Raw genomic sequence first — 21481 nt, 5'->3', positions numbered from 1 at the left:
CGATGAGTAACAGCGGCGTGCAAATCCGGGTGCGCGGTAAAGTACAGGGGGTGGGGTTCCGCCCCTTTGTCTGGCAGGTGGCGCAGCGGCTGCATCTGAAAGGCGATGTCTGTAATGACGGCGCTGGCGTGGTGGTGCGGCTGCTGGGGGAGGGCGACGCGTTTCTTGCCCAGCTCCATCAGAACTGCCCGCCGCTGGCGCGTATTGATCGGACCGACATCCTGCCAATGCGTTGGGACGTTACGCCGGTAGATTTTACCATTCGCCAAAGCGCGGCGGGGAGCATGAGCACGCAGATTGTTCCCGATGCCGCCACCTGTCCGGCCTGTCTGGCGGAAATGAACGATCCGCGAGAGCGCCGCTACCGCTATCCGTTTATTAACTGCACCCACTGCGGACCGCGTTTCACCATTATTCACGCCATGCCCTACGATCGTCCTTTCACGGTGATGGCCGATTTTCCCCTGTGCCCCGCCTGCGAGGCGGAGTACCGTAATCCTTACGATCGTCGCTTTCATGCGCAGCCGGTGGCGTGCGCAGAGTGCGGTCCGACGTTGATGTGGCGGCGTGCCGGGGAACCGGAAGCGCAGGAGTCTGCGTTTCCGTATGACGGGGGAGAGGCGGATCGGGAGTCAGCCTTACGGGCGGCGGTGGCGCTACTGACCAGCGGCGGGATCGTCGCCGTTAAAGGGCTTGGCGGTTTTCATCTGGCCTGTGATGCGCGCAACGGGGACGCGGTAGCGCGGCTTCGCCAGCGCAAACGGCGTCCTGCCAAACCGCTGGCGGTGATGATCCCTTCAGCCGACGACTTGCCGCCGCAGGCGCGCACGCTACTTTCAACTCCCGCCGCGCCGGTAGTGCTGGTGGAAAAATCCGGCCTAAACGACCTGTGTGAGGCGATTGCGCCGGGCCTGAATGAGGTTGGCGTGATGCTGCCCGCCACGCCGCTGCACCATCTGCTGATGCAGGCGCTCGACCGCCCGCTAGTAATGACCTCCGGCAACCTGAGCGGTAAGCCGCCCGCCATGACCAACGCGCAGGCGCTGGCGGATCTGGCGGATATCGCCGACGGTTTTTTACTGCATAATCGCGACATTGTGCAGCGGATGGACGACTCGGTGGTGCGCCAGAGCGGGGAGATGCTGCGCCGTTCGCGCGGTTACGTCCCGGATGCGCTGACGTTACCGCCGGGCTTTGAGAATATCCCGCCAATGCTTTGCCTCGGCGCGGATCTCAAAAATACCTTCTGCCTGGTACGCGGTGAACAGGCGGTGCTAAGCCAGCATTTTGGCGATCTCACGGATGAAGGCGTTGAAGCACAGTGGAAACAGTCGCTACAGCTGATGCAGGCCATCTACGATTTTACTCCGCAGGCGGTGGTTGCCGACGCGCACCCTGGCTATCACTCTTCGCAGTGGGCTGCCGCGCACGGCCTTCCCCATCAGACGGTTCTCCATCACCACGCCCATATCGCCGCTTGCCTGGCCGAGCACCGCTGGCCGCTGGACGGCGGCGATGTGATAGCACTGGCGCTGGACGGCATCGGCATGGGCGAGAATGGCGCGCTGTGGGGTGGCGAGTGTTTACGGGTGAACTATCGGGAGTGCGAGCATCTCGGTGGTTTGCCTGCCGTCGCGCTGCCCGGCGGCGATCTGGCGGCGCGCCAGCCGTGGCGCAATCTGCTGGCGCAGTGTCTGGCGTTTGTGCCGGAGTGGGAGCGTTATCCGGAAACGGCGGGAGTGCGGGCGCAGAACTGGCCGCTGCTGGCCCGGGCGATTGCGCGCGGGCTTAACGCGCCGCTGGCCTCCTCATGTGGACGGTTGTTTGACGCGGTAGCTGCGGTGCTGGGCGCTGCAACGGTATTGTCAGGCGGGAAGTTAAGGGGGGCAGATAGCGCGTCGAATTTATTGAGCGAGGTATCGACTGCATTGAGCTACGAAGGAGAGGCGGCCTGCATGCTGGAGGCGCTGGCCGCGACCTGTGATGAGGTTCAGCATCCGGTCTCAATGCCGGTGGCTGAAAACCAGCTCGATCTGGCAACCTTCTGGCATCAGTGGCTTAACTGGCAGGCCACGCCCGCCGAACGCGCCTGGGCATTTCACGACGCACTGGCGGCGGGGTTTGCCTCGCTGATGCGCCAGCAGGCGCAAGGGCGGGGGATTACCACGCTGGTATTCAGCGGCGGCGTGCTGCATAACCGTCTTCTGCGTGCGCGGCTTAGTTTTTATCTTTCTGACTTTGAACTGCTTTTTCCGCAGCAGTTTCCGGCCGGTGATGGCGGCATCGCGCTGGGGCAGGCGGTGGTCGCCGCGGCACGGTTGATGTAAGAATCTGCGGCTCCTGAGCCGGAATGCCTGATGGCGCTGCGCTTATCAGGCCTACGAGTCAGCTTCCGGCGGCAGTTTCCGGCTGGTGACGGCGGGGTTGCGCTGGGGCAGACCGCCTCTGCGGCGCGGACGGTAAAGGTTTTGTAGGCCGGATAAGGCGTAGCCGCCATCCGGCATCCGCGCTCCGGTCAGTCTGCAACGCGGGGAAAACGCCCTCACGCGGCCAGTTTTGTAGGCCGGATAAGGCGTAGCCGCCATCCGGCATAAGCGCGACCGTTGTCAGCAACGTGCCCACCCGCCGCTAAAAATTGCTCACGCGGCCAGCGCTTTGAGCAAGGCGAACGCCTCTTTCATCCGATCTTCGCTGACCACAAACGCGCACAGCCGCTCATCCGCATCCATACCTTTTGCCACCATCCCCTGCGCATCGACAGCGATTTGCCAGCGCAAATCTGCCCGTCGGGTGTCTCCTGCCAGATGCAGCGGCAGATCCGTTGTCTTCACTTTCACCAGCATCGCCGGAAGCTTCAGCTCGCCGCCCGTGGCGATCAGGGTTTTCGCCAGGCACATGGCGCTTAACATAATGGGTTGCAGGAAGGGTAGCACCATGCCGTTAATCTCCGCGCAGTCACCCAGCGCAAAGATCGTCGCGTTGCTGGTTTGCAGCGAACTGTTCACCACGATCCCACGATTGACCGCCACGCCAGCGCGCCGTGCGAGGGTGGTTTCCGGACGCAGGCCGGTGGCGGCAACCACCGCATCCACCTCAATCACCCGCTGACGGTCGAGGGTGGCGCGAATGCCGCTGGCGGTCTGCTCCAGCGAGACCAGCTGCGACTTCAGCAGCAGATGCACATCGCTTTCCGTCAGACGATGTTGCAGGCGGCTGCTGACTTCCGGCGGCATCAGCGAGGCCAGAATGCTGGCGGCGCTGTCAATTAGCGTCACTGCCTTGCCCGCGCGGCAAAAATCCATCGCCAGCTCGGTGCCGATCAGCCCGCTGCCAACAATCAGCACCCGTTTTGCATCACGGAGCGTAGTTTGCGCCGCGCGATACTCCTGCTGGCTATTGAGCGTCAGCATCAGTTCATGGCCGGGCACCGGCGGCACGAAGGCCGCCGCCCCGGTCGCCAGCACCAGCTTGTCGTACTGCCACTGACGATCCTGACTCAACACCCGGTGATTCGCCGCGTCGATATCGGTAATGCGGGTATGCGGGCACAGGCGCAGATTGTACTGCTCGGCAAACTCGCCTGCCGTTTGCAGCGTCAGTTCGTCGGCGTGCAGGCCCCGGCTGATCACATGGCTGAGATCCGGTTTGTTGTACTCATCCATGCTGTCTGCTGCAATCAGCGTTAACGGTACGCTGGCGTCCTGCTTGCGGATATTTTTCACCAGCTGACGGGCCGCAAAGCCCGAGCCGATAATCACTATGCCGTGGTTCATACCGCCTCCGTCGCCAGTTCGTCGAATACCTCTTTACCTAATGAGCATTCCGGGCACAGGAAATCATCCGGCACGTCGCTCCACGGTGTACCGGGCGCAACATTCTGCATCGGTTCGCCGGTTTGCGGATCGTAGATCCACTGGCACACGCTGCACTGCATGCACGGGCCAAGGTCGGCGACAGCGGCAGCGGCGCAGGCGCACTCCTCCTGCGGCGGAGTAATAACCGGTTTGGCTTCCGGCAGCGGAGCGAGCGCCCACTGACGGGCGATATCGCGACCGTGCTGACGGCACACTTCCAGCGCGTCGAGGTCCGGACGCCATTTGGCCTTCAGGCTCAGCGACATTTCCAGACCGGCATCCTGCAAGCGGGTGGAGAGACGATCCACCGCGCCGCCGCTCCAGCCGTGAGAGCCGAAGGCGCTGGCGCGTTTGTTGCGAAAACGCAGGCCGGTGATCTCTTCGACCAGCCCGGCAATTTTCGGCATCATCACGTTGTTCATCGTGGAGGTGCCCACCAGCACGCCTTTTGAGCGGAAGACGTTGGTCAGGATCTCGTTTTTATCGCTGCGGGCGACGTTAAAGATTTTCACCGCCACGTTCGGGTCCACTTCGTTGATACCCTGGGCGATGGCATCCGCCATCATGCGGGTGTTGTTCGACATGGTGTCGTAGAAAATGGTGATCCGGTCTTCCTGATAATCCGCCGCCCATTTCAGGTACAGCTCAACGATCTGCGTCGGGTTGTCGCGCCATACCACGCCGTGCGAGGTGGCAATCATATCGACCGGCAGGTTAAAACCGAGGATTTCAGTAATTTTTGGCGTCACCAGGCGGCTGAACGGCGTCAGGATATTGGCGTAGTAGCGCTGGCACTGTTCGAACAGCTCGGTCTGATCGACTTCATCATTAAACAGGCGTTCGTCGCAGTAATGCTGACCAAAGGCATCGTTACTGAACAGCACCGCGTCGCCGGTCATATAGGTCATCATGCTGTCCGGCCAGTGCAGCATCGGCGTTTCAACAAAGATCAGCTGCTTGCCGTTACCAATATCCAGCGCATCGCCGGTTTTCACCACGTTGAAGTTCCACTCCGGGTGATGATGGTGGCCGTTAATGGAGTCAATCGCGTTGGCGGTACAGTAAATCGGGGTGTGCGGAATATAAGACATCAGTTCGGTCAGCGCACCGGCATGATCTTCTTCCGCGTGGTTAATCACGATGTAATCGATTTTCGCCAGATCGATCTCCGCCCGCAGGTTCTGCACGAACTCGCGGCTGAATTTGTGATCGACGGTATCGATCAGAACGTTTTTCCCTTCCTGAATCAGATAACTGTTGTAGCTGCTGCCGCGCAGCGTTTTATATTCGGTGCCGTGAAAATCACGCACTTCCCAGTCACGTTGCCCAACCCACTGAATATTATTTTTTACCAGAATAGCCATCACAACCTCTATCGTAAGCCAAATATTTATCAAAGATGTATAGCTATAATCAATAAGCGTGCCAGTTTTTAACTGGTTGTTTTTATTGGGTTATGTATTTAACGCTTGTTTTTTTGATGTCAAAATGACTATCATCATGACTGTCAATATGACAAAGCTGATAGTCAAAAAGACAATGAGGTGGCATGGGCTTTTCGGTTGAGGTACTGGCGAAGATCGCCATTGAGTTACAGCGCGATATCGGCCATCAGGATCGTTTTGCACGACTGATCGCCACGCTGCGTCAGGCGCTGGGCTGCGATGCCTCGGCGCTGCTGCGCTATGAGGCGCATCAGTTTATCCCGCTGGCGATCGACGGGCTGGCGCAGGATGTGCTCGGGCGGCGGTTTGCGCTGGCCGGGCATCCGCGTCTGGAAGCGATTGCCCGCGCGGGCGACGTGGTGCGGTTCCCGGCGGACAGCGATCTCCCCGACCCTTACGACGGTCTGATCCCCGGTCAGGAGAGTCTGAAGGTACACGCCTGCGTCGGGCTGCCGCTGTTTGCCGGGCAAAATCTGATCGGCGCGCTGACCCTCGACGGCATGTCCGCCGACCGCTTCGATAATTTCAGCGATGAAGAGCTGCGGCTGATCGCCGCGCTGGTGGCGGGCGCGCTGAATAATGCGCTCCTGATTGCCCAGCTTGAAAGCCAGAACGTGTTGCCGGGCGAGACGCGCGGTTACGGGCAGACGGCGGGGCAGGAGATGATCGGCCTGTCGGACAATATGACGCAGTTGAAAAAAGAGATCGCGATTGTGGCGGCCTCCGATCTTAACGTGCTGATTGGCGGGGAAACCGGTACGGGTAAAGAGCTGGTGGCGAAAGCCATCCACGAAGGATCGCCGCGCGGGGCCAGCCCGCTGGTCTACCTTAACTGCGCAGCGCTGCCGGAGAGCGTGGCGGAAAGCGAACTGTTCGGGCATGTAAAGGGGGCGTTTACCGGCGCTATTAGCAACCGCAGCGGTAAATTTGAGATGGCGGATAACGGCACCCTGTTCCTTGATGAAATTGGCGAGCTGTCGCTGGCGTTGCAGGCCAAGCTGCTTCGCGTATTACAGTATGGCGATATTCAGCGGGTCGGTGACGATCGCAGCCTGCGGGTTGACGTGCGCGTGCTGGCGGCGACCAACCGCGATCTGCGCGAAGAGGTGCTGGCCGGACGTTTTCGCGCCGACCTGTTTCATCGGCTGAGCGTGTTTCCGCTTTCGGTGCCGCCGCTGCGCGAAAGGGGGGAGGATGTCATCCTGCTGGCGGGCTATTTTTGCGAGCAGTGTCGCGCCCGGCTTGGGCTGTCGCGGGTGGTGTTAAGCCCCGGCGCGCGGGCGCATCTGCTGAGCTACGGCTGGCCGGGCAACGTGCGTGAACTGGAGCACGCCATCCACCGGGCAGTGGTGCTGGCGCGGGCCGCAAGAACGGGGGAAGAGGTCGTGCTGGAGGCGCAGCATTTTGCGCTGCATGATGAACCGGCCGCGCCCGCCGCCGCCAGCGTTCAGCCCCCGACCGCTGGTGCGAATCTGCGTGACGCCACCGAACGTTTTCAGCGGGAGTTGATTACCCGCGCGCTGGGGCAAAGTGAGGGAAACTGGGCGGCCAGCGCCAGGCTACTGGAAACTGACGTCGCCAACCTGCACCGGCTGGCGAAGCGTCTCGGACTAAAAGCCTAGAGAATGCCGGCCTGGTAGAAATCCTGAAGGTTAATCGCGCCGGTGAGTTTACCCTGCGCGTCCACCACCGGCGCGGCGGTAATTTTACGCTTCATCAGGATCTCTTTAGCATCAACGGCGCGGCTGTCGGCCTGAAGCGTAATACCGCCCCTGGTCATCGCCCCGCCGACGTCAGCGGTTAACGCGCCGCCGCCTACCAGCCAGCGCCGCAGATCGCCATCGGTAAACACGCCCTGTACCTGTGCGTCGTCGTCGCAGACTGCCACCAGCCCAAGCCCGGTGCGGCTGAGTTCCATCATCGCGTCCATCACGCTGGTGGTCAGTTTTACCTGTGGGATCGCCGCGTCGCGGCGCATCAGATGGTGGACCTTATTCAGCAACCGTGCGCCCAGTGCACCCGCCGGATGCGAACGGGCAAAATCTTCCTCGTTAAAACCGCGTGCCTGCATTACCGCCATCGCCAGCGCATCCCCCATCATCAGGGTATTGACCGTGCTGGAGGTGGGGGCAAGATGCATCGGGCAGGCTTCGCGCTCGACGGAAATATCCAGCACCGCCGAGGCCGCCAGCGCCAGCGGCGAGCGGGATTTGCCGGTCATCGCCAGCAGCGTTACCGCCTTTTCCTGTAAGCGCGGGATAATAAGATCCAGCTCTTTGGCGCTGCCGGAATAGGAGATAAACAGCAGCACGTCGCGGCTTTCGATCATCCCCAGATCGCCGTGCAGCGCCTCTGCCGGATGGACAAAAAACGCCGGCGTGCCGGTGCTGGCGAGCGTCGCGGCGATTTTTTTACCAATATGCCCCGATTTTCCCATCCCGGAGACAATCACTTTTCCGGCGCAGTGGATAATGGTATTGGCGGCGCGAATAAAATCCTCGCCCAGCCGCTCGGCGAGGCGGCTGGCTTCCTGTAGCTCCAGCTGTAACGTCTGACGGCCCGCGTCCAACAAAAACTCACTCATGCTCTTCTCCGGTAATAATCACTTCAACGCCTTTTTCTTCCAGCGCCTGCCGAAACGCCGGGGTAATGCCCGCGTCGGTGATCAGTTTATTAACGCGTTCCAGACCACAGACGATGTTGGGGCTTTTGCGGCCAAACTTTGATGAGTCCGCCATCAGAATGATTTCACGCGCGGCGGCGCACATGGCGTTACTGACGCTGAAGACCTCATTGAAGGTCGTGACGCCCGCGTTCAGATCGATGCCGTCGGTCCCCATAAAGAGCTTGTCAAAGCTGAAATGCTGGAAGGCGTTCTCGGCAAGCTGGCCGTGAAAAGAGGCGGATTTTTTGCGAAAGGTGCCGCCGGGCATCAGGATGGTTTGCTCATTATCCAGCTCCGACAGCGCATTGACGATGTGCAGGCTGTTGGTCATCACCGTAATGTTATTAAAGCGGCTCAGCAGCGGCACCATCTGCAACACGGTGCTGCCCGCGTCCAGAATGATGGAGTCGCCGTCGTGGATAAACTTCACCGCGCTTTCGGCGATCAGCGCTTTTTTATGCGTGTTGATCAGCGTCTTGTGATCGATAGGCGGATCGGCTTCATCTTTATTCAGCACGACGCCGCCATAGGTGCGAATGACGGTTCCCGCATTTTCCAGCATCACCAGATCCTTGCGGATAGTCGTGCCGGTGGTGTCAAAGTGCTGTGCCAGTTCCTCCACCGAGCATTTCCCCTGCTTTTGCAGATGCTCAAGGATAGCGGCCTGGCGCTGACGTGGTTTCATAGGCGTGGATACCCGAATTAAGTTGCGAAGTGATAATTTCGCAAGCTATTAGCGTTCACAACGAAATTACCCATGTTTCAGTTTAAGCGCCAATGATAGTGCATTCTGACAGAGCGGATCTTGTGGAAAGATCACATCAGGCTTTAATTCCTGGAGATATTTGCCCTCAAGCGCGGCAATTTTGCCCGGACGGGCGAAAACGGTGAGGCCACGCATTATCAGCGAGTCGCAGACTTTATCGTGTTTGTCGAGTGCGAGGGCGATAACGACTCTGGGCTTAAAACGGCCGCCGGAGCGCCCGACGCCGACGCGTCCCTGCTGGCAGAGCTTGTCGAAGGCGCGGTTAAAAAGCCAGATCTGCCAGCCGCCGAGGGCGAGCTGGCTGAGCCAGGCGATGATGGCGACGGTGATCAGGGCGGCAACCATAGTTAACTCCTCTTTTGTGGGGGGCCGCAATAAACACCTTCGGCCTCCGGGGAAAGTTATGCCGGGCGGCGCTGCGCTTGCCCGGCCTACAAAGGTTCAAAACTCAATCAATTACGATAATATGTAGGCCCGGTAAGCGCAGCACCACCGGGCATCGTGGCACACTGCCAGCGCCATCGGGCACACCCTTAAAACATCACCTGACCACCGGTAACGTTAATCGACTGCCCGGTGCAATAGGACGCTTTCGGGCTGGCGTAAAACAGCAGCATATTCAGCACGTCCTGATAATCACAACCGCGTTTCAATGGCACTTTGTCGATGTAATACTGCTCGACCTCGTCCGCCTTAATACCCAGCTTGGCCGCATACTGCGGAAGCAAAGACTGAAACATCGGTGATTTCAACAGGTTGCCAAGCATCAGCGAGTGAACGGTAATGCCATACTCCGCCAGATCCAGCGCCAGCGATTGCGTCAGCCCGACGCCGCCGAATTTTGCCGCGCTATAGCCGGAATTGTGCTTGCTGCCCACCTTGCCCGATTTCGAGTTGATCTGAATAATCCGCCCCTGAATACCGTCGCGGATCATCAGACGGGAGAACTCACGGGCGCAGAGGAAGTAGCCGACCAGATTCACCTGCAAGGAGCGGTCAAAATCGCCCAGCGCGAAATCGCTGATAAACGCCGCTTTGGCAATCCCCGCGCTGTAGACCAGCAGGTCGGCGCGGCCAAAGATTTCATCCACGCCGCGTGCCAGCGCCAGTACGCTATGCTCGCTGGTGGCGTCCGCGCCGAAACCGTACGCCATCCCTTCGCCAAATTCGGCGTTAATTTCCTTCGCGACCGCGGCCGCTTTATCACTCTGAATATCCACCACCGCGACGCGGTAGCCTTCTGCGGCAAGCCCACGGCTCAGGAACGCCCCCAGGGTCTGTCCTCCGCCAATGACAACGGCAACCTGACTCATACTCTTCTCCTCACAACTTAAGCGACAAATTTCAAAATACAGCCGGGGGCAATCGCCTCTGGCATAGGACCTGCAACGTGAACGGTGCCGGGATATTCCGCCTCATGCTCACCGTCAAAACGCAGGGTGATATGCCCAAGCTCACGTAAATTCTGTTCGGCAACATCGCCTACGGCAGTTACGGCATAGCGCAGATCGCCCAGTTCGAACCGGGTGCCTGGCTTAAGCGTGCCGGTCAGCTCGCCGTGGCAGTGGATAAAACAGAACTCCACGATGTCGGCGGGTGCGCCCTCACGAAAGGTGATAAGCATGCGATCGTTGAGCGCATCCGCAGCGCACTGACCAATCTGGGTAATGGTGGTCTGGTAAATCACAGTCATCTTCAGGCCCCTTAGTGATAGATAAATCCGGAAACAAACCAGGCGATTAAGACGGTCGGCGCGCCGGTAAGGAAACGGCTGACCAGCACCGACGGCACGCCGACGCGCACCGTGTCCTGACGCGCTTCGGCCAGCGACAGCCCCACCGGAATAAAGTCGCACGACGCCTGCGCGTTAATCGCAAACAGGGCAGGGAGCGCCAGATACGGCGGAATGTGCCCCTGTCCAATCTGTACGCCAATCAGCACGCCGATAACCTGAGCGATAACGGCACCCGGCCCTAAGAACGGCGAGAGCAGCGGGAAAGAGCAGATCAGCGCCAGCGTGACCAGCCCCAGTGGGTTACTGGCGAGCGGGGCCAGACCGTGCGCAATCCAGTCGCCCAGCCCGGAGGCCATAATGATGCCGATCAGCGCCGAGACGAAGGCCATAAACGGCAGGATAGTTTTCAGTACGGTATCGATGGTTTCACGGCCTGCCTGGAACAGGACCGCCACAGCAGAACCCATACCCATACCGACTTTTGCCAGCAGGCCATCGCTCTGCTCGATGATTTTTTTACTGCTGTCGTAGTCACGCCCTGCGGCGGCAGGGGCGCTCTGGACGGTGGCCTCGCCCGCCCACGAGATGTTTTCTTCCCGCACGCCCGAGACGTAGATGTCTTCCAGAATGTACTGCGCCATCGGACCGGATTTGCCGGTGGAATGAATATTGATCGTCGGGATCCGCCGCTTCGGATAGAGCCCGCAGCGCAGGGTGCCGCCGCAATCGATGATCGCCACACCGATGTCTGCCTCCGGCGGCTCACCCTCTTTAAAGCCGTCGACCGCCTGCCAGCCGGTCATCTCCGCAAGTTTGTCGATAATGGCGGGACGCGTACCGGCGGTGATGTAAACGATCTTCTTACCCGGCGTGGCCTCCAGCTCCAGCGGGCCGCCCCAGCCGCCCGCACCTTTTTCTATACGGATACGTTTCATGATGTCGCTCCAGACAAACGCACGTTTTGCTCAAGTTGAATGCCCATTTTTTTCTCGAAAATGGAGGTCGTCAGGTCGGTCACCCAGCCACGGAAGAAGTTAGTCACCAGCCCGACCAGCAGATAACTCACCGCCAGCGGGCCGAGCGGCAGGCCCAGCGTGGTCAGGCCGTTGGCGATGCCGAGGTAAACAAACAGTTCGCCGGGGTTGATGTGCGGAAACAAACCGTTCATGGAGTGGCAGCTATAGGAGGCGGCAGCGTAATAGCTCGGCTTGTATTTTTCCGGCATGAACCGCCCCAGGCTCAGGGTCATCGGGTTACAAAACACAAAGGTGCCGATGCAGGGCAGCAGCAGATAACGTGAAACCGGATTTCCGGCGCAGCGCTCGGCGAAGCGTTCAATACGGTGCTGGCCGATGAAATTGATCAGCGCATTCATGATTACCAGCAGACTAATCAGCAGAGGCAAAATACCCGTCACCATCCCGGTAAACACCTCACCACCTTTCTGAAACAGTCCGATAAACCACTCTGCACCATGGGTAATGGCGTCAATCATTCTTCTCTTTCTCCTGTAGGGCTACGGTCTTGCTAAATGGTGGCCTATTTTAATCAGATCGAAAGGTTTAAAAGTGTTAATTTGATCGCAAAATGAAAGATAAATATTTTAGTTTGAAAGATAGTAAAAAGAGAGGAGGTATCGGAATGTGCAGAAGCACTTTTTTGTTTGCAGGAAACACTACCGCTTCCTTGAGAGCTGGCGGATGTTTTACCATACTTGCCTTTGCTCAAATTCGTTGAATGGAACTCCCATGCTTAAGCGTCGTTACCTGGCTCTACTTCCGTTAGTTACTTTGCTCGCTGCCTGTAGCAGCAAACCCAAAACGCCCGCCGCGCCTCCTGAAACGGTGGCTCCGTCTGGCGGTTTCCTGCTGGAGCCGCAGCATAACGTGATGATGCTCAGCGGTGACTTCGCTAATAACCCGGTGGCGGAACAGTTCATCGATAAAATGGTGAGCAAGCATGGTTTTAATAAGCAGCAGCTTCAGGAGATCCTGTCGCAGGCGAAGCGTAAAGATAACGTGCTGCGCCTGATGGACCGGCAGGCACCGACCACCTCGACGTTGCCGAGCGGCCCGAATGGCGCATGGTTGCGCTATCGCCAGCAGTTCATTACCCCGGATAACGTGCAAAATGGTGTCGTGTTCTGGAATCAGTACCAGGATGCGCTGAACCGCGCATGGCAGGTGTACGGCGTGCCGCCGGAAATCATTGTCGGTATTATCGGTGTGGAAACCCGCTGGGGCCGGGTGATGGGCAAAACGCGTATTCTTGATGCGCTGGCGACGCTCTCCTTTAACTACCCGCGCCGCGCCGAATACTTCTCCGGCGAACTGGAAACCTTCCTGCTGATGGCGCGCGACGAGCAGGACGATCCGCTGGATTTGCAGGGGTCATTTGCTGGTGCGATGGGGTATGGCCAGTTCATGCCCTCCTCATATAAGCAGTATGCGGTCGATTTTAACGGCGATGGACGGATTAACCTGTGGGATCCGGAAGACGCTATCGGCAGCGTCGCTAACTATTTCAAAGAACATGGCTGGGTGAAGGGTGATCTGGTTGCGGTGCAGGCCAGCGGTCAGGCGGTGGGGCTGGAAAGCGGATTCAATACCAAATACAGCGTGTCACAGCTTGCCGCTGCCGGACTGACGCCGCTTCAGCCGCTGGGTAATCACCAGCAGGCCAGCCTGCTGCGGCTGGATATCGGCACCAGCTACCAGTACTGGTACGGCTTCCCTAACTTCTACACCATCACCCGCTATAACCATAGTACCAACTATGCGATGGCCGTCTGGCAACTGGGTGAAGCGGTGGCGCTGGCGCGATAGTTCAATAACGCTTCTTGTATGCTTCTCTCGCCCCGGCACCCAGCGTCGGGGCGAAAACGTCCTTCGTTAGCCTGAAATATTTCGACATATTCCTCGCGGTAAACCTGATTTACATTTCTCTACAAACTCATTATTGTTATGTTATAACGTTATGAGGTATTCCATGCTTTCTTCCACGCTTTTCTCTTTTTCTGCCGTCACGCGCCTGCTATTCGCAGTCTTGCTACTCATCGTCCTGTGGTTAGCCGTGACCTGGGCGGTGGTATTGCCATGATTGAACTTGATCACCTTGTGGTGGGCTATGACCGCCAGCCGATTACCGCCTCGTTAAGCGGCACGATTGAAACCGGCAGCATGACGGCTATTACTGGCGTTAACGGCTGCGGTAAATCGACGCTGCTGAAAACGCTGGCAGGCTTTATACCTCCCGTCAGCGGTACGGTCCGTTGGTCGTCCGGGCGGCCGGTGATTGGCTGGCTGGCGCAGCGTCACGCGCTGGAGTCGCAGTTTCCCCTCACCGTGCAGGACGTGGTGAGTATGGGGGCCTGGCCGCGGATCTCATTGTTAAAAGCGCTGGATCGCCACCTGCGAAAGCGTATTGCGGCGGTTCTGGAGCGTGTTGGCCTGAGCGCCATGGCCGGTGTCACCATCGATCGGCTTTCCGGCGGGCAGTTCCAGCGGATGTTGTTCGCCCGCGTTCTGCTCCAGCAGGCACCGCTGGTGATGCTGGATGAACCTTTTACCGGCGTCGATGAAATTACCCGGCAAGCCCTTATGACACTCATGATTGAAATGAATCGGCAGGGGCAAACCCTGCTGGCGGTACTGCACGATAGCCAGCGCGTGGCTGACTACTTTCCTGAAAATCTTCATCTCGCGGCTGAACAGGCGTACTGGGGCAGCACGCAGGGAGCGGCGTTTGCATGATCTGGCATCTCTTTTTTCAGCCGTTTATTGAGTTTGGCTTTATGCGCCGCGCGCTGGTGGTGTGCCTGGCGCTTTCCATGAGCACCACGGCACTGGGCGTTTTTCTGCTTTTGCGGCGGATGAGCCTGATGGGAGACGCGCTTTCCCACGCGATTTTGCCGGGCGTGGCGGTGGGCTATCTGCTCAACGGTATGTCGCTTCTGGCGATGAGCATCGGCGGGTTTATTGCCGGGATCGTGGTCGCGCTGATCGCCGGATGGGTGAGTCGCCGCACGCTGCTTAAAGAGGACGCCAGTTTTGCCGGGTTCTATCTGGGATCGCTGGCGCTGGGGGTGACGCTGGTATCCCTGCGCGGCTCCAGCGTCGATCTTCTGCATTTGCTGTTTGGCTCGATTCTGGCGGTCGATACCGACGCGGCTATTTTTGTCGCGGGTGTGTCCGGCATCACGTTAGTGTGCCTGGCGCTGTTCTATCGCGGGCTGGTGAGTGAAGCGTTCGACAGCGCCTGGCTACAGGTGAATGCCCGCTGGCTACCCTCGTTGCTGCACGGCCTGTTTCTGGCGCTGCTGGTGCTGAATCTGGTGGCCGGTTTTCAGGTCCTCGGCACGCTGATGGCGGTGGGCGTCATGATGCTGCCTGCGGTCGCCGCACGCTGCTGGGCGAATACTCTGCCGGGGCTGCTGGTGCTGGCTGGAGCAGGCGGTGTCCTCAGCGCCTGGTTGGGATTGAGCCTCTCCTGGGGAGCCAATCTTCCCGCCGGGCCATCCATTGTTCTGACCGCCAGCGCCCTGTTTTTTATATCCGTTTTATTTGGCAGGCGTAGCGGGCTGGCAAGCAGTTTGCGCGCCATTTTTTAATAGCAAGGGGAAAAGATGAAATGTACAGGGGTCATTATTGCGCTGGCGCTCAGCGTCATGGCGCAGAACGCGATGGCGAAAACGCTGAATGTGGTTACCAGTTTTTCGATACTCGAGGATATTACTCAGCAGGTCGGAGGCGATCACGTTAACGTGAGAACGCTGGTAGGACCGGACGGCGATCCGCATACCTTTGAACCGTCGCCCCAGGACAGCGCGATGCTGAGCAAAGCCGACGTGGTGGTGGTTAACGGTCTTGGGCTGGAGGGCTGGCTTGACCGGATGGTCAAAGCTTCCGGCTTTCACGGCACGCTGGTTGTCGCCTCAGACGGTATCAAAACGCATACTCTGGAGGAGGACGGTAAAACCGTGACCGATCCGCATGCGTGGAATGATGTTGCCAACGGTGTGCACTATGCGAAGAACATTCAGGCGGCGCTGGAGAAGGCCGATCCGCAAGATGCTGCCGATCTGAAAGCGTCCGGCAGCCGCTACATTACCCAGCTTCAACAGCTGGATAGCTGGGCAAAAACGCAGTTCAGCGCGATACCGCAGGCGAAGCGTAAAGTGCTCACCAGCCATGATGCCTTCGGCTATTTTGGCCGGGCGTATGGTGTAACCTTCGTCCCGCCGCAGGGGCTCTCCTCGGAAAGCGAGCCGAGCGCGGCGCAGATTGCCCAGATGATTAAGCAGATTAAAGCCGACGGCGTGAAAGTCTGGTTTATGGAAAATCAGCTCGATCCGCGCCTGGTCCGGCAGATTGCCAGCGCCACCGGCGCACAGCCGGGAGGCGAGCTGTATCCTGAAGCCCTGTCCGCACCCGGCGGCGTGGCGGATACCTATGAGAAAGCGATGCGTCACAATATTGAAACCATCGCCAACAGCATGAAATAAAGCTTTAAAGGTCAGCCCTGGCTGGCCTTTTTTCTGAATCTTCCTCGTAAAATCAACTCGTCGCCCCCATCTCCTGCTGGAAAGTGCTATCTTGTTGTCCATTCTTTTCGGCATCGCGAGGCCCCTATGACCGAGGGTGAATTACAACAGTTAAGTCAGCGTGTAGGGCTGGCGCTTAAGGCGCGCGGCGCAACAATGACCACCGCGGAATCCTGCACCGGCGGCTGGGTGGCGAAAGTGATTACCGACATCGCGGGCAGCTCCGCCTGGTTTGAACGCGGCTTTGTCACCTACAGTAATGAAGCAAAAGCGCAAATGATCGGCGTAAAAAGTGCCACACTTGAACAGCACGGCGCGGTGAGTGAACCTGTCGTCGTCGAGATGGCGATTGGCGCACTGCGCGCGGCGCGTGCCGATTACGCTGTCTCCATCAGCGGCATTGCCGGACCGGACGGCGGCAGCGAAACCAAGCCGGTCGGCACAGTCTGGTTTGGCTTTGCCAGCGCTCGCGGAGAGGGGATTACCCGCTGTGAATGTTTCGCTGGCGACCGTGATGCAGTGCGGCGTCAGGCCACGGCGTATGCCCTGCAAACCCTGTGGCAAAATTTTCTACAAAATGCTTGATACTGTATGGCTATACAGTATAATTAGCGCAACAGAACAGTAATCCCCGGCGTGGTGTAAACCAGCTTCACCCGGTATGAAAGGAGTAATAATGGCTATCGACGAAAACAAACAGAAAGCGTTGGCGGCAGCACTGGGCCAGATTGAAAAACAATTTGGCAAAGGCTCCATCATGCGTCTGGGTGAAGACCGTTCCATGGATGTGGAAACCATCTCTACCGGCTCGCTTTCGCTGGATATCGCGCTGGGCGCAGGCGGTTTGCCGATGGGCCGTATCGTAGAGATCTACGGGCCGGAATCCTCAGGTAAAACCACCCTGACCCTCCAGGTCGTTGCCGCCGCTCAGCGCGAAGGCAAGACCTGTGCGTTCATCGACGCAGAACACGCGCTTGATCCGGTTTACGCGCGTAAACTGGGCGTAGATATTGACAACCTGCTGTGCTCTCAACCGGATACCGGTGAGCAGGCGCTGGAAATCTGTGACGCGCTGGCGCGTTCCGGTGCAGTAGACGTTATCGTTGTCGACTCCGTGGCGGCCCTGACGCCGAAAGCGGAAATCGAAGGCGAAATCGGTGACTCTCATATGGGCCTTGCGGCGCGTATGATGAGCCAGGCGATGCGTAAACTGGCGGGTAACCTGAAGCAGTCCAACACGCTGCTGATCTTCATCAACCAGATCCGTATGAAAATCGGTGTGATGTTCGGTAACCCGGAAACCACCACCGGTGGTAACGCGCTGAAATTCTACGCCTCCGTGCGTCTGGATATCCGCCGTATCGGTGCGGTGAAAGAGGGCGAGAACGTCGTCGGTAGCGAAACCCGCGTTAAAGTGGTGAAAAACAAAATCGCTGCGCCGTTCAAACAGGCTGAGTTCCAGATCCTCTACGGTGAAGGCATTAACTATCACGGCGAGCTGGTTGACCTCGGCGTGAAAGAGAAGCTGATTGAGAAAGCCGGTGCCTGGTATAGCTACAACGGCGACAAAATCGGTCAGGGTAAAGCGAATGCGATTACCTGGTTGAAAGAGAACCCGGCTGCGGCGAAAGAGATCGAGAAGAAAGTGCGTGAGCAGCTGCTCAGCAACCCGAACGACAAGCCGGACTTTGTGGTTGATCCTAACGACGAAAACGCGGCTGAAGCGAAAGAAGATTTTTAATCTTTCGGTAAAGCTGGAGGAGGCAACGTAAATGGCATCCTCCAGAAAATCAGGTAACATCGACGGATGTTAGTCACTAAAGGGCTGCTTAATGCGGCCCTTTTGCTATTTTAACGCTTGCAGGTTTTGCTATGACAGAGAATACCCCACGCCGCTCTGCGTATTCGCGACTCCTTGACCGTGCTGTACGCATTCTGGCTATGCGCGACCACAGCGAGCAGGAGTTGCGCCGTAAGCTGGCCGCGCCCATCATCACGAAACAAGGCCCTGAAGCGTCAGATGCGACGCCAGAGGATGTGGATCGCGTCATCGTATGGTGCATCGAAAATCACTACCTTGATGACAGCCGTTTCGTGCAGCAGTTTATCGCCAGCCGTAGCCGCAAAGGGTATGGCCCGGCGCGCATTCGTCAGGAGCTTAATCAGAAGGGCATTCCCCGCGAGGTTGGCGAACGGGCGATGCGGGAATGTGAGATTGAGTGGGCTGTACTTGCTAAAGAGCAGGCCGTACGAAAATATGGCGAACCGTTGCCTACTGACTTTCCACAAAAAGTGAAAATCCAGCGATTTTTGCTCTATCGTGGCTATCTTATGGAAGATATTCAGGATATCTGGCGAAATTTTACTGATTGACCGCATACGGGATTTTACTTCCCCGTCAAGAAAACTTATCTTATTCCCACTTTTTCGGTAGCTGGCGTTGATGTACCTCAGGGTGTCCGCTGGCTACGATATTCGTTAGCTTGATTTCAGGATAATTATGAGCAAGAGCACCGCTGAGATCCGTCAGGCGTTTCTCGACTTTTTCCACGGTAAGGGACATCAGGTAGTTGCCAGCAGCTCCCTTGTTCCTCACAACGACCCGACGCTGCTGTTCACTAATGCCGGGATGAATCAGTTCAAGGATGTTTTCCTTGGACTCGACAAACGTAACTACTCTCGTGCCACCACGTCTCAGCGTTGCGTGCGTGCGGGCGGTAAACATAACGACCTGGAAAACGTCGGTTACACTGCACGCCACCATACGTTCTTCGAAATGCTGGGTAACTTCAGCTTCGGTGACTATTTCAAACACGACGCCATTCAATATGCGTGGGAACTGCTGACCGGAGAAAACTGGTTTGCCCTGCCGAAAGAGCGTCTGTGGGTGACCGTTTACGAAACTGACGACGAAGCCTATGCCATCTGGGAAAAAGAAGTCGGCATCCCGGCTGAGCGCATTATTCGCATCGGTGACAACAAAGGCGCGCCGTATGCCTCTGATAACTTCTGGCAGATGGGCGATACCGGTCCTTGTGGTCCGTGCACCGAAATTTTCTACGATCACGGCGACCACATCTGGGGTGGCCCTCCGGGAAGCCCGGAAGAAGATGGCGATCGCTATATTGAGATCTGGAACATCGTCTTTATGCAGTTCAACCGTCAGGCTGACGGCACGATGGAGCCGCTGCCGAAACCCTCCGTCGATACCGGTATGGGGCTGGAGCGTATTACGGCGGTAATGCAACATGTTAATTCCAACTATGAAATTGACCTGTTCCGTACGCTGATCGACGCGGTGGCAAAAGTCACTGGTGCTACCGATCTGAGCAATAAATCGCTGCGCGTGATTGCCGACCACATTCGCTCCTGCGCCTTCCTGATTGCCGATGGCGTGATCCCGTCGAATGAAAACCGCGGCTACGTGCTGCGTCGTATCATTCGCCGTGCTATTCGCCACGGCAATATGCTCGGCGCGAAAGACACCTTCTTCTACAAGCTGGTGGGGCCGCTGGTTGAGGTTATGGGTGCTGCCGGTGAAGAGTTGAAACGCCAGCAGGCGCAGGTTGAGCAGGTGCTGAAAACCGAAGAAGAGCAGTTTGCCCGCACTCTGGAACGTGGCCTGGCGCTGCTCGATGAAGAGCTGACGAAACTGACCGGCGATACCCTGGATGGCGAAACCGCCTTCCGCCTGTACGACACCTACGGCTTCCCGGTAGACCTGACGGCGGACGTTTGCCGCGAGCGCAATATCAAAGTCGATGAAGAGGGCTTTGAAGCAGCAATGGAAGCGCAGCGCCGTCGCGCGCGCGAATCCAGCGGTTTCGGCGCGGACTACAACGCGATGATCCGCGTTGACGGGACATCTGAATTTAAAGGTTACGACTACCTCGAACTGAACGGCAAAGTGACCGCGCTGTTCGTTGATGGTAAAGCGGTTGACGCTATCAGCGCTGGCCAGCAGGCCGTAGTCGTGCTTGACGAGACGCCGTTCTACGGCGAATCCGGCGGTCAGGTAGGCGATAAAGGCGAAATCAAAGGCGCAGGTTTTAGCTTTGCGGTGGATGATACGCAGAAGTATGGCCAGGCAATTGGTCATCTCGGCAAACTGACGACCGGTTCGCTGAAAGTCGGCGACGCCGTACAGGCGGACGTTGATGAAGAGCGTCGCGCGCGTATTCGTCGCAACCACTCGGCCACTCACCTGATGCATGCGGCGTTACGTCAGGTACTGGGGACCCACGTTGCACAGAAAGGGTCGCTGGTAAACGATAAAGTGCTGCGCTTCGACTTCTCGCATTTCGAAGCCATGAAACCGGCAGAAATCCGGGCAGTGGAAGATCTGGTGAATGCGCAGATCCGCCGCAACTTGCCGATCGAAACGAACATTATGGATCTGGACGCGGCGCGCGAGAAGGGCGCGATGGCGCTGTTCGGTGAAAAATACGATGAGCGCGTGCGCGTGCTGAGTATGGGCGACTTCTCCACCGAACTGTGTGGCGGCACGCATGCCAGCCGTACCGGTGATATTGGTCTGTTCCGTATTGTGTCTGAATCCGGCACGGCGGCAGGTGTGCGTCGTATTGAAGCGGTGACGGGTGACGGTGCCATTGCGGCGCTGCATGCGGAAAGCGACCAGCTCAGCGATATTGCGCAACTGCTGAAGGGCGATAGCCATAATCTGAGCGACAAAGTCCGTTCAGTGCTGGAACGGTCGCGTCAGCTGGAAAAAGAGCTGCAACAGCTTAAAGCGCAGGCTGCCGCTCAGGAAAGCGCAAGTCTTTCCAGTAAAGCGGAAGAGATCAACGGTGTTAAGCTGCTGGTCAGTGAACTGACGGGCGTTGAACCGAAGATGCTGCGAACGATGGTTGACGATCTTAAAAACCAACTGGGATCGACAATTGTGGTTCTGGCAACCGTAGCGGAAGGTAAGGTTTCTCTGATTGCAGGTGTATCAAAAGATGTCACCGATCGCGTAAAAGCAGGGGAACTGGTGGGTATGGTTGCTCAGCAAGTCGGCGGTAAAGGCGGCGGGCGTCCGGATATGGCGCAAGCTGGCGGTACCGACGCGGCAGCTTTACCTGGCGCATTAGCCAGCGTTAAAAGCTGGGTAAGTACAAAACTGTAATAACTATAAGCAGTTGCGAGCGTCGTTTTCTGCGAGAAAGGCGTTCTGCAACTGCACTATTGCTATCCAGACCGAACAGATTGCAGTACGATGAGAACACAATGAATTTCAGAAACCGGGTCTGCCTGGCTTCTGGATCGGGTGCTGACATCGTGCCTGTCACCTTTATCGGGACGGTTTTATAACGATAAAGTCAGGTTGAAGTTTTGTATATCGGCTAAACTTACGTTTAACAGATTGTGATGCCGTGACTGCTTACACTTTACGTGTTGGTCATCGCTTACTTTTTGGCGTTATATGACGGATAATGCCGGGATACAGAGAGACCCGACTCTTATAATCTTTC

The 21481-nt window shown here is 57.7% G+C and carries 19 protein-coding genes; 10 read left to right on the top strand and 9 right to left on the bottom strand.

The annotated features are described in order from the left end of the window. The first annotated feature begins 2 nt into the window (after positions 1-2). Positions 3-2327: a carbamoyltransferase HypF gene (gene hypF, locus INT84_RS19705; protein ID WP_194208163.1), complete on the top strand. Its 2325-nt coding sequence runs from the start codon at positions 3-5 to the stop codon at positions 2325-2327. 312 nt (positions 2328-2639) lie between these two features. Here hypF and norW read toward each other — a convergent pair whose 3' ends face one another. Next, complete coding sequence (norW, locus tag INT84_RS19700) at positions 2640-3773, bottom strand: NADH:flavorubredoxin reductase NorW (protein ID WP_194208162.1); 1134 nt, start codon at positions 3771-3773, stop codon at positions 2640-2642. After that, positions 3770-5218, bottom strand: a complete 1449-nt coding sequence (gene norV, locus INT84_RS19695; RefSeq protein WP_194208161.1) for an anaerobic nitric oxide reductase flavorubredoxin — start codon at positions 5216-5218, stop codon at positions 3770-3772. Before norV ends, norW begins: the two co-directional genes overlap by 4 nt. A 185-nt stretch (positions 5219-5403) precedes the next feature. On the opposite strand from norV, the gene norR reads away from it, so the two are divergent. Continuing rightward, positions 5404-6921, top strand: a complete 1518-nt coding sequence (gene norR / locus INT84_RS19690) for a nitric oxide reductase transcriptional regulator NorR (RefSeq protein ID WP_176920002.1) — start codon at positions 5404-5406, stop codon at positions 6919-6921. Here norR and gutQ read toward each other — a convergent pair. The 7 genes from gutQ to srlA all read right to left on the bottom strand — a co-directional run bounded on the left by gutQ (position 6918) and on the right by srlA (position 11960). Continuing rightward, positions 6918-7883, bottom strand: a complete 966-nt coding sequence (gutQ, locus tag INT84_RS19685; protein WP_194208160.1) for an arabinose-5-phosphate isomerase GutQ — start codon at positions 7881-7883, stop codon at positions 6918-6920. The genes norR and gutQ overlap by 4 nt on opposite strands. Then, positions 7876-8649, bottom strand: a complete 774-nt coding sequence (locus INT84_RS19680) for a DNA-binding transcriptional repressor (protein WP_176920000.1) — start codon at positions 8647-8649, stop codon at positions 7876-7878. The genes gutQ and INT84_RS19680 overlap by 8 nt, the downstream gene beginning before the upstream one ends. Positions 8650-8715: 66 nt before the next feature. Beyond that, positions 8716-9075 carry a transcriptional regulator GutM gene (gene gutM, locus INT84_RS19675; protein ID WP_194208159.1) on the bottom strand — a complete coding sequence of 120 codons (360 nt, stop codon included), beginning with the start codon at positions 9073-9075 and terminating at the stop codon, positions 8716-8718. 188 nt (positions 9076-9263) lie between these two features. Continuing rightward, positions 9264-10043, bottom strand: coding sequence for a sorbitol-6-phosphate dehydrogenase (gene srlD, locus INT84_RS19670; protein WP_194208158.1), 780 nt, complete (start codon positions 10041-10043; stop codon positions 9264-9266). Positions 10044-10060: 17 nt separating this feature from the next. Next, the gene (srlB, locus tag INT84_RS19665; RefSeq protein ID WP_194208157.1) at positions 10061-10423 is read right to left on the bottom strand and encodes a PTS glucitol/sorbitol transporter subunit IIA; all 363 of its coding nucleotides are present in this window, start codon (positions 10421-10423) and stop codon (positions 10061-10063) included. An 11-nt stretch (positions 10424-10434) separates the two neighbouring features. Further along, complete coding sequence (locus tag INT84_RS19660; protein WP_194208156.1) at positions 10435-11400, bottom strand: PTS glucitol/sorbitol transporter subunit IIB; 966 nt, start codon at positions 11398-11400, stop codon at positions 10435-10437. Next, complete coding sequence (gene srlA / locus INT84_RS19655) at positions 11397-11960, bottom strand: PTS glucitol/sorbitol transporter subunit IIC (RefSeq protein ID WP_194208155.1); 564 nt, start codon at positions 11958-11960, stop codon at positions 11397-11399. The genes INT84_RS19660 and srlA overlap by 4 nt, the downstream gene beginning before the upstream one ends. A gap of 253 nt (positions 11961-12213) precedes the next feature. Here srlA and mltB point away from each other — a divergent pair, with 253 nt between their 5' ends. The 8 genes from mltB to alaS all read left to right on the top strand — a co-directional run bounded on the left by mltB (position 12214) and on the right by alaS (position 21135). Next, a complete protein-coding gene (gene mltB / locus INT84_RS19650; RefSeq protein ID WP_194208154.1) occupies positions 12214-13290 on the top strand; it encodes a lytic murein transglycosylase B in 1077 nt (358 codons plus the stop codon). A gap of 270 nt (positions 13291-13560) precedes the next feature. Beyond that, the gene (locus INT84_RS19645; protein WP_194208153.1) at positions 13561-14217 is read left to right on the top strand and encodes a metal ABC transporter ATP-binding protein; all 657 of its coding nucleotides are present in this window, start codon (positions 13561-13563) and stop codon (positions 14215-14217) included. Further along, the gene (locus tag INT84_RS19640; RefSeq protein ID WP_194208152.1) at positions 14214-15074 is read left to right on the top strand and encodes a metal ABC transporter permease; all 861 of its coding nucleotides are present in this window, start codon (positions 14214-14216) and stop codon (positions 15072-15074) included. Before INT84_RS19645 ends, INT84_RS19640 begins: the two co-directional genes overlap by 4 nt. Positions 15075-15089: 15 nt before the next feature. Then, the gene (locus INT84_RS19635; RefSeq protein WP_194208151.1) at positions 15090-15968 is read left to right on the top strand and encodes a metal ABC transporter substrate-binding protein; all 879 of its coding nucleotides are present in this window, start codon (positions 15090-15092) and stop codon (positions 15966-15968) included. A gap of 126 nt (positions 15969-16094) precedes the next feature. Then, a complete protein-coding gene (gene pncC, locus INT84_RS19630; protein ID WP_194208150.1) occupies positions 16095-16592 on the top strand; it encodes a nicotinamide-nucleotide amidase in 498 nt (165 codons plus the stop codon). A gap of 91 nt (positions 16593-16683) precedes the next feature. Beyond that, on the top strand, positions 16684-17748 hold the full coding sequence (recA, locus tag INT84_RS19625; RefSeq protein ID WP_176919992.1) for a recombinase RecA: 1065 nt from the start codon (positions 16684-16686) through the stop codon (positions 17746-17748). Positions 17749-17879: 131 nt separating this feature from the next. Continuing rightward, positions 17880-18380: a recombination regulator RecX gene (gene recX, locus INT84_RS19620; protein ID WP_194208149.1), complete on the top strand. Its 501-nt coding sequence runs from the start codon at positions 17880-17882 to the stop codon at positions 18378-18380. A gap of 127 nt (positions 18381-18507) precedes the next feature. After that, positions 18508-21135 (top strand): alanine--tRNA ligase, encoded by a 2628-nt coding sequence (gene alaS, locus INT84_RS19615; protein WP_194208148.1) that lies wholly within the window; start codon positions 18508-18510, stop codon positions 21133-21135. Positions 21136-21481 lie beyond the last annotated feature (346 nt).

The organism is Superficieibacter sp. 1612_C1 (assembly GCF_015234305.1).
Classification (GTDB): domain Bacteria; phylum Pseudomonadota; class Gammaproteobacteria; order Enterobacterales; family Enterobacteriaceae; genus Superficieibacter.
Note: the sequence above shows the minus strand (reverse complement) of the source record. Positions and strands in the feature narration are given on the sequence as shown.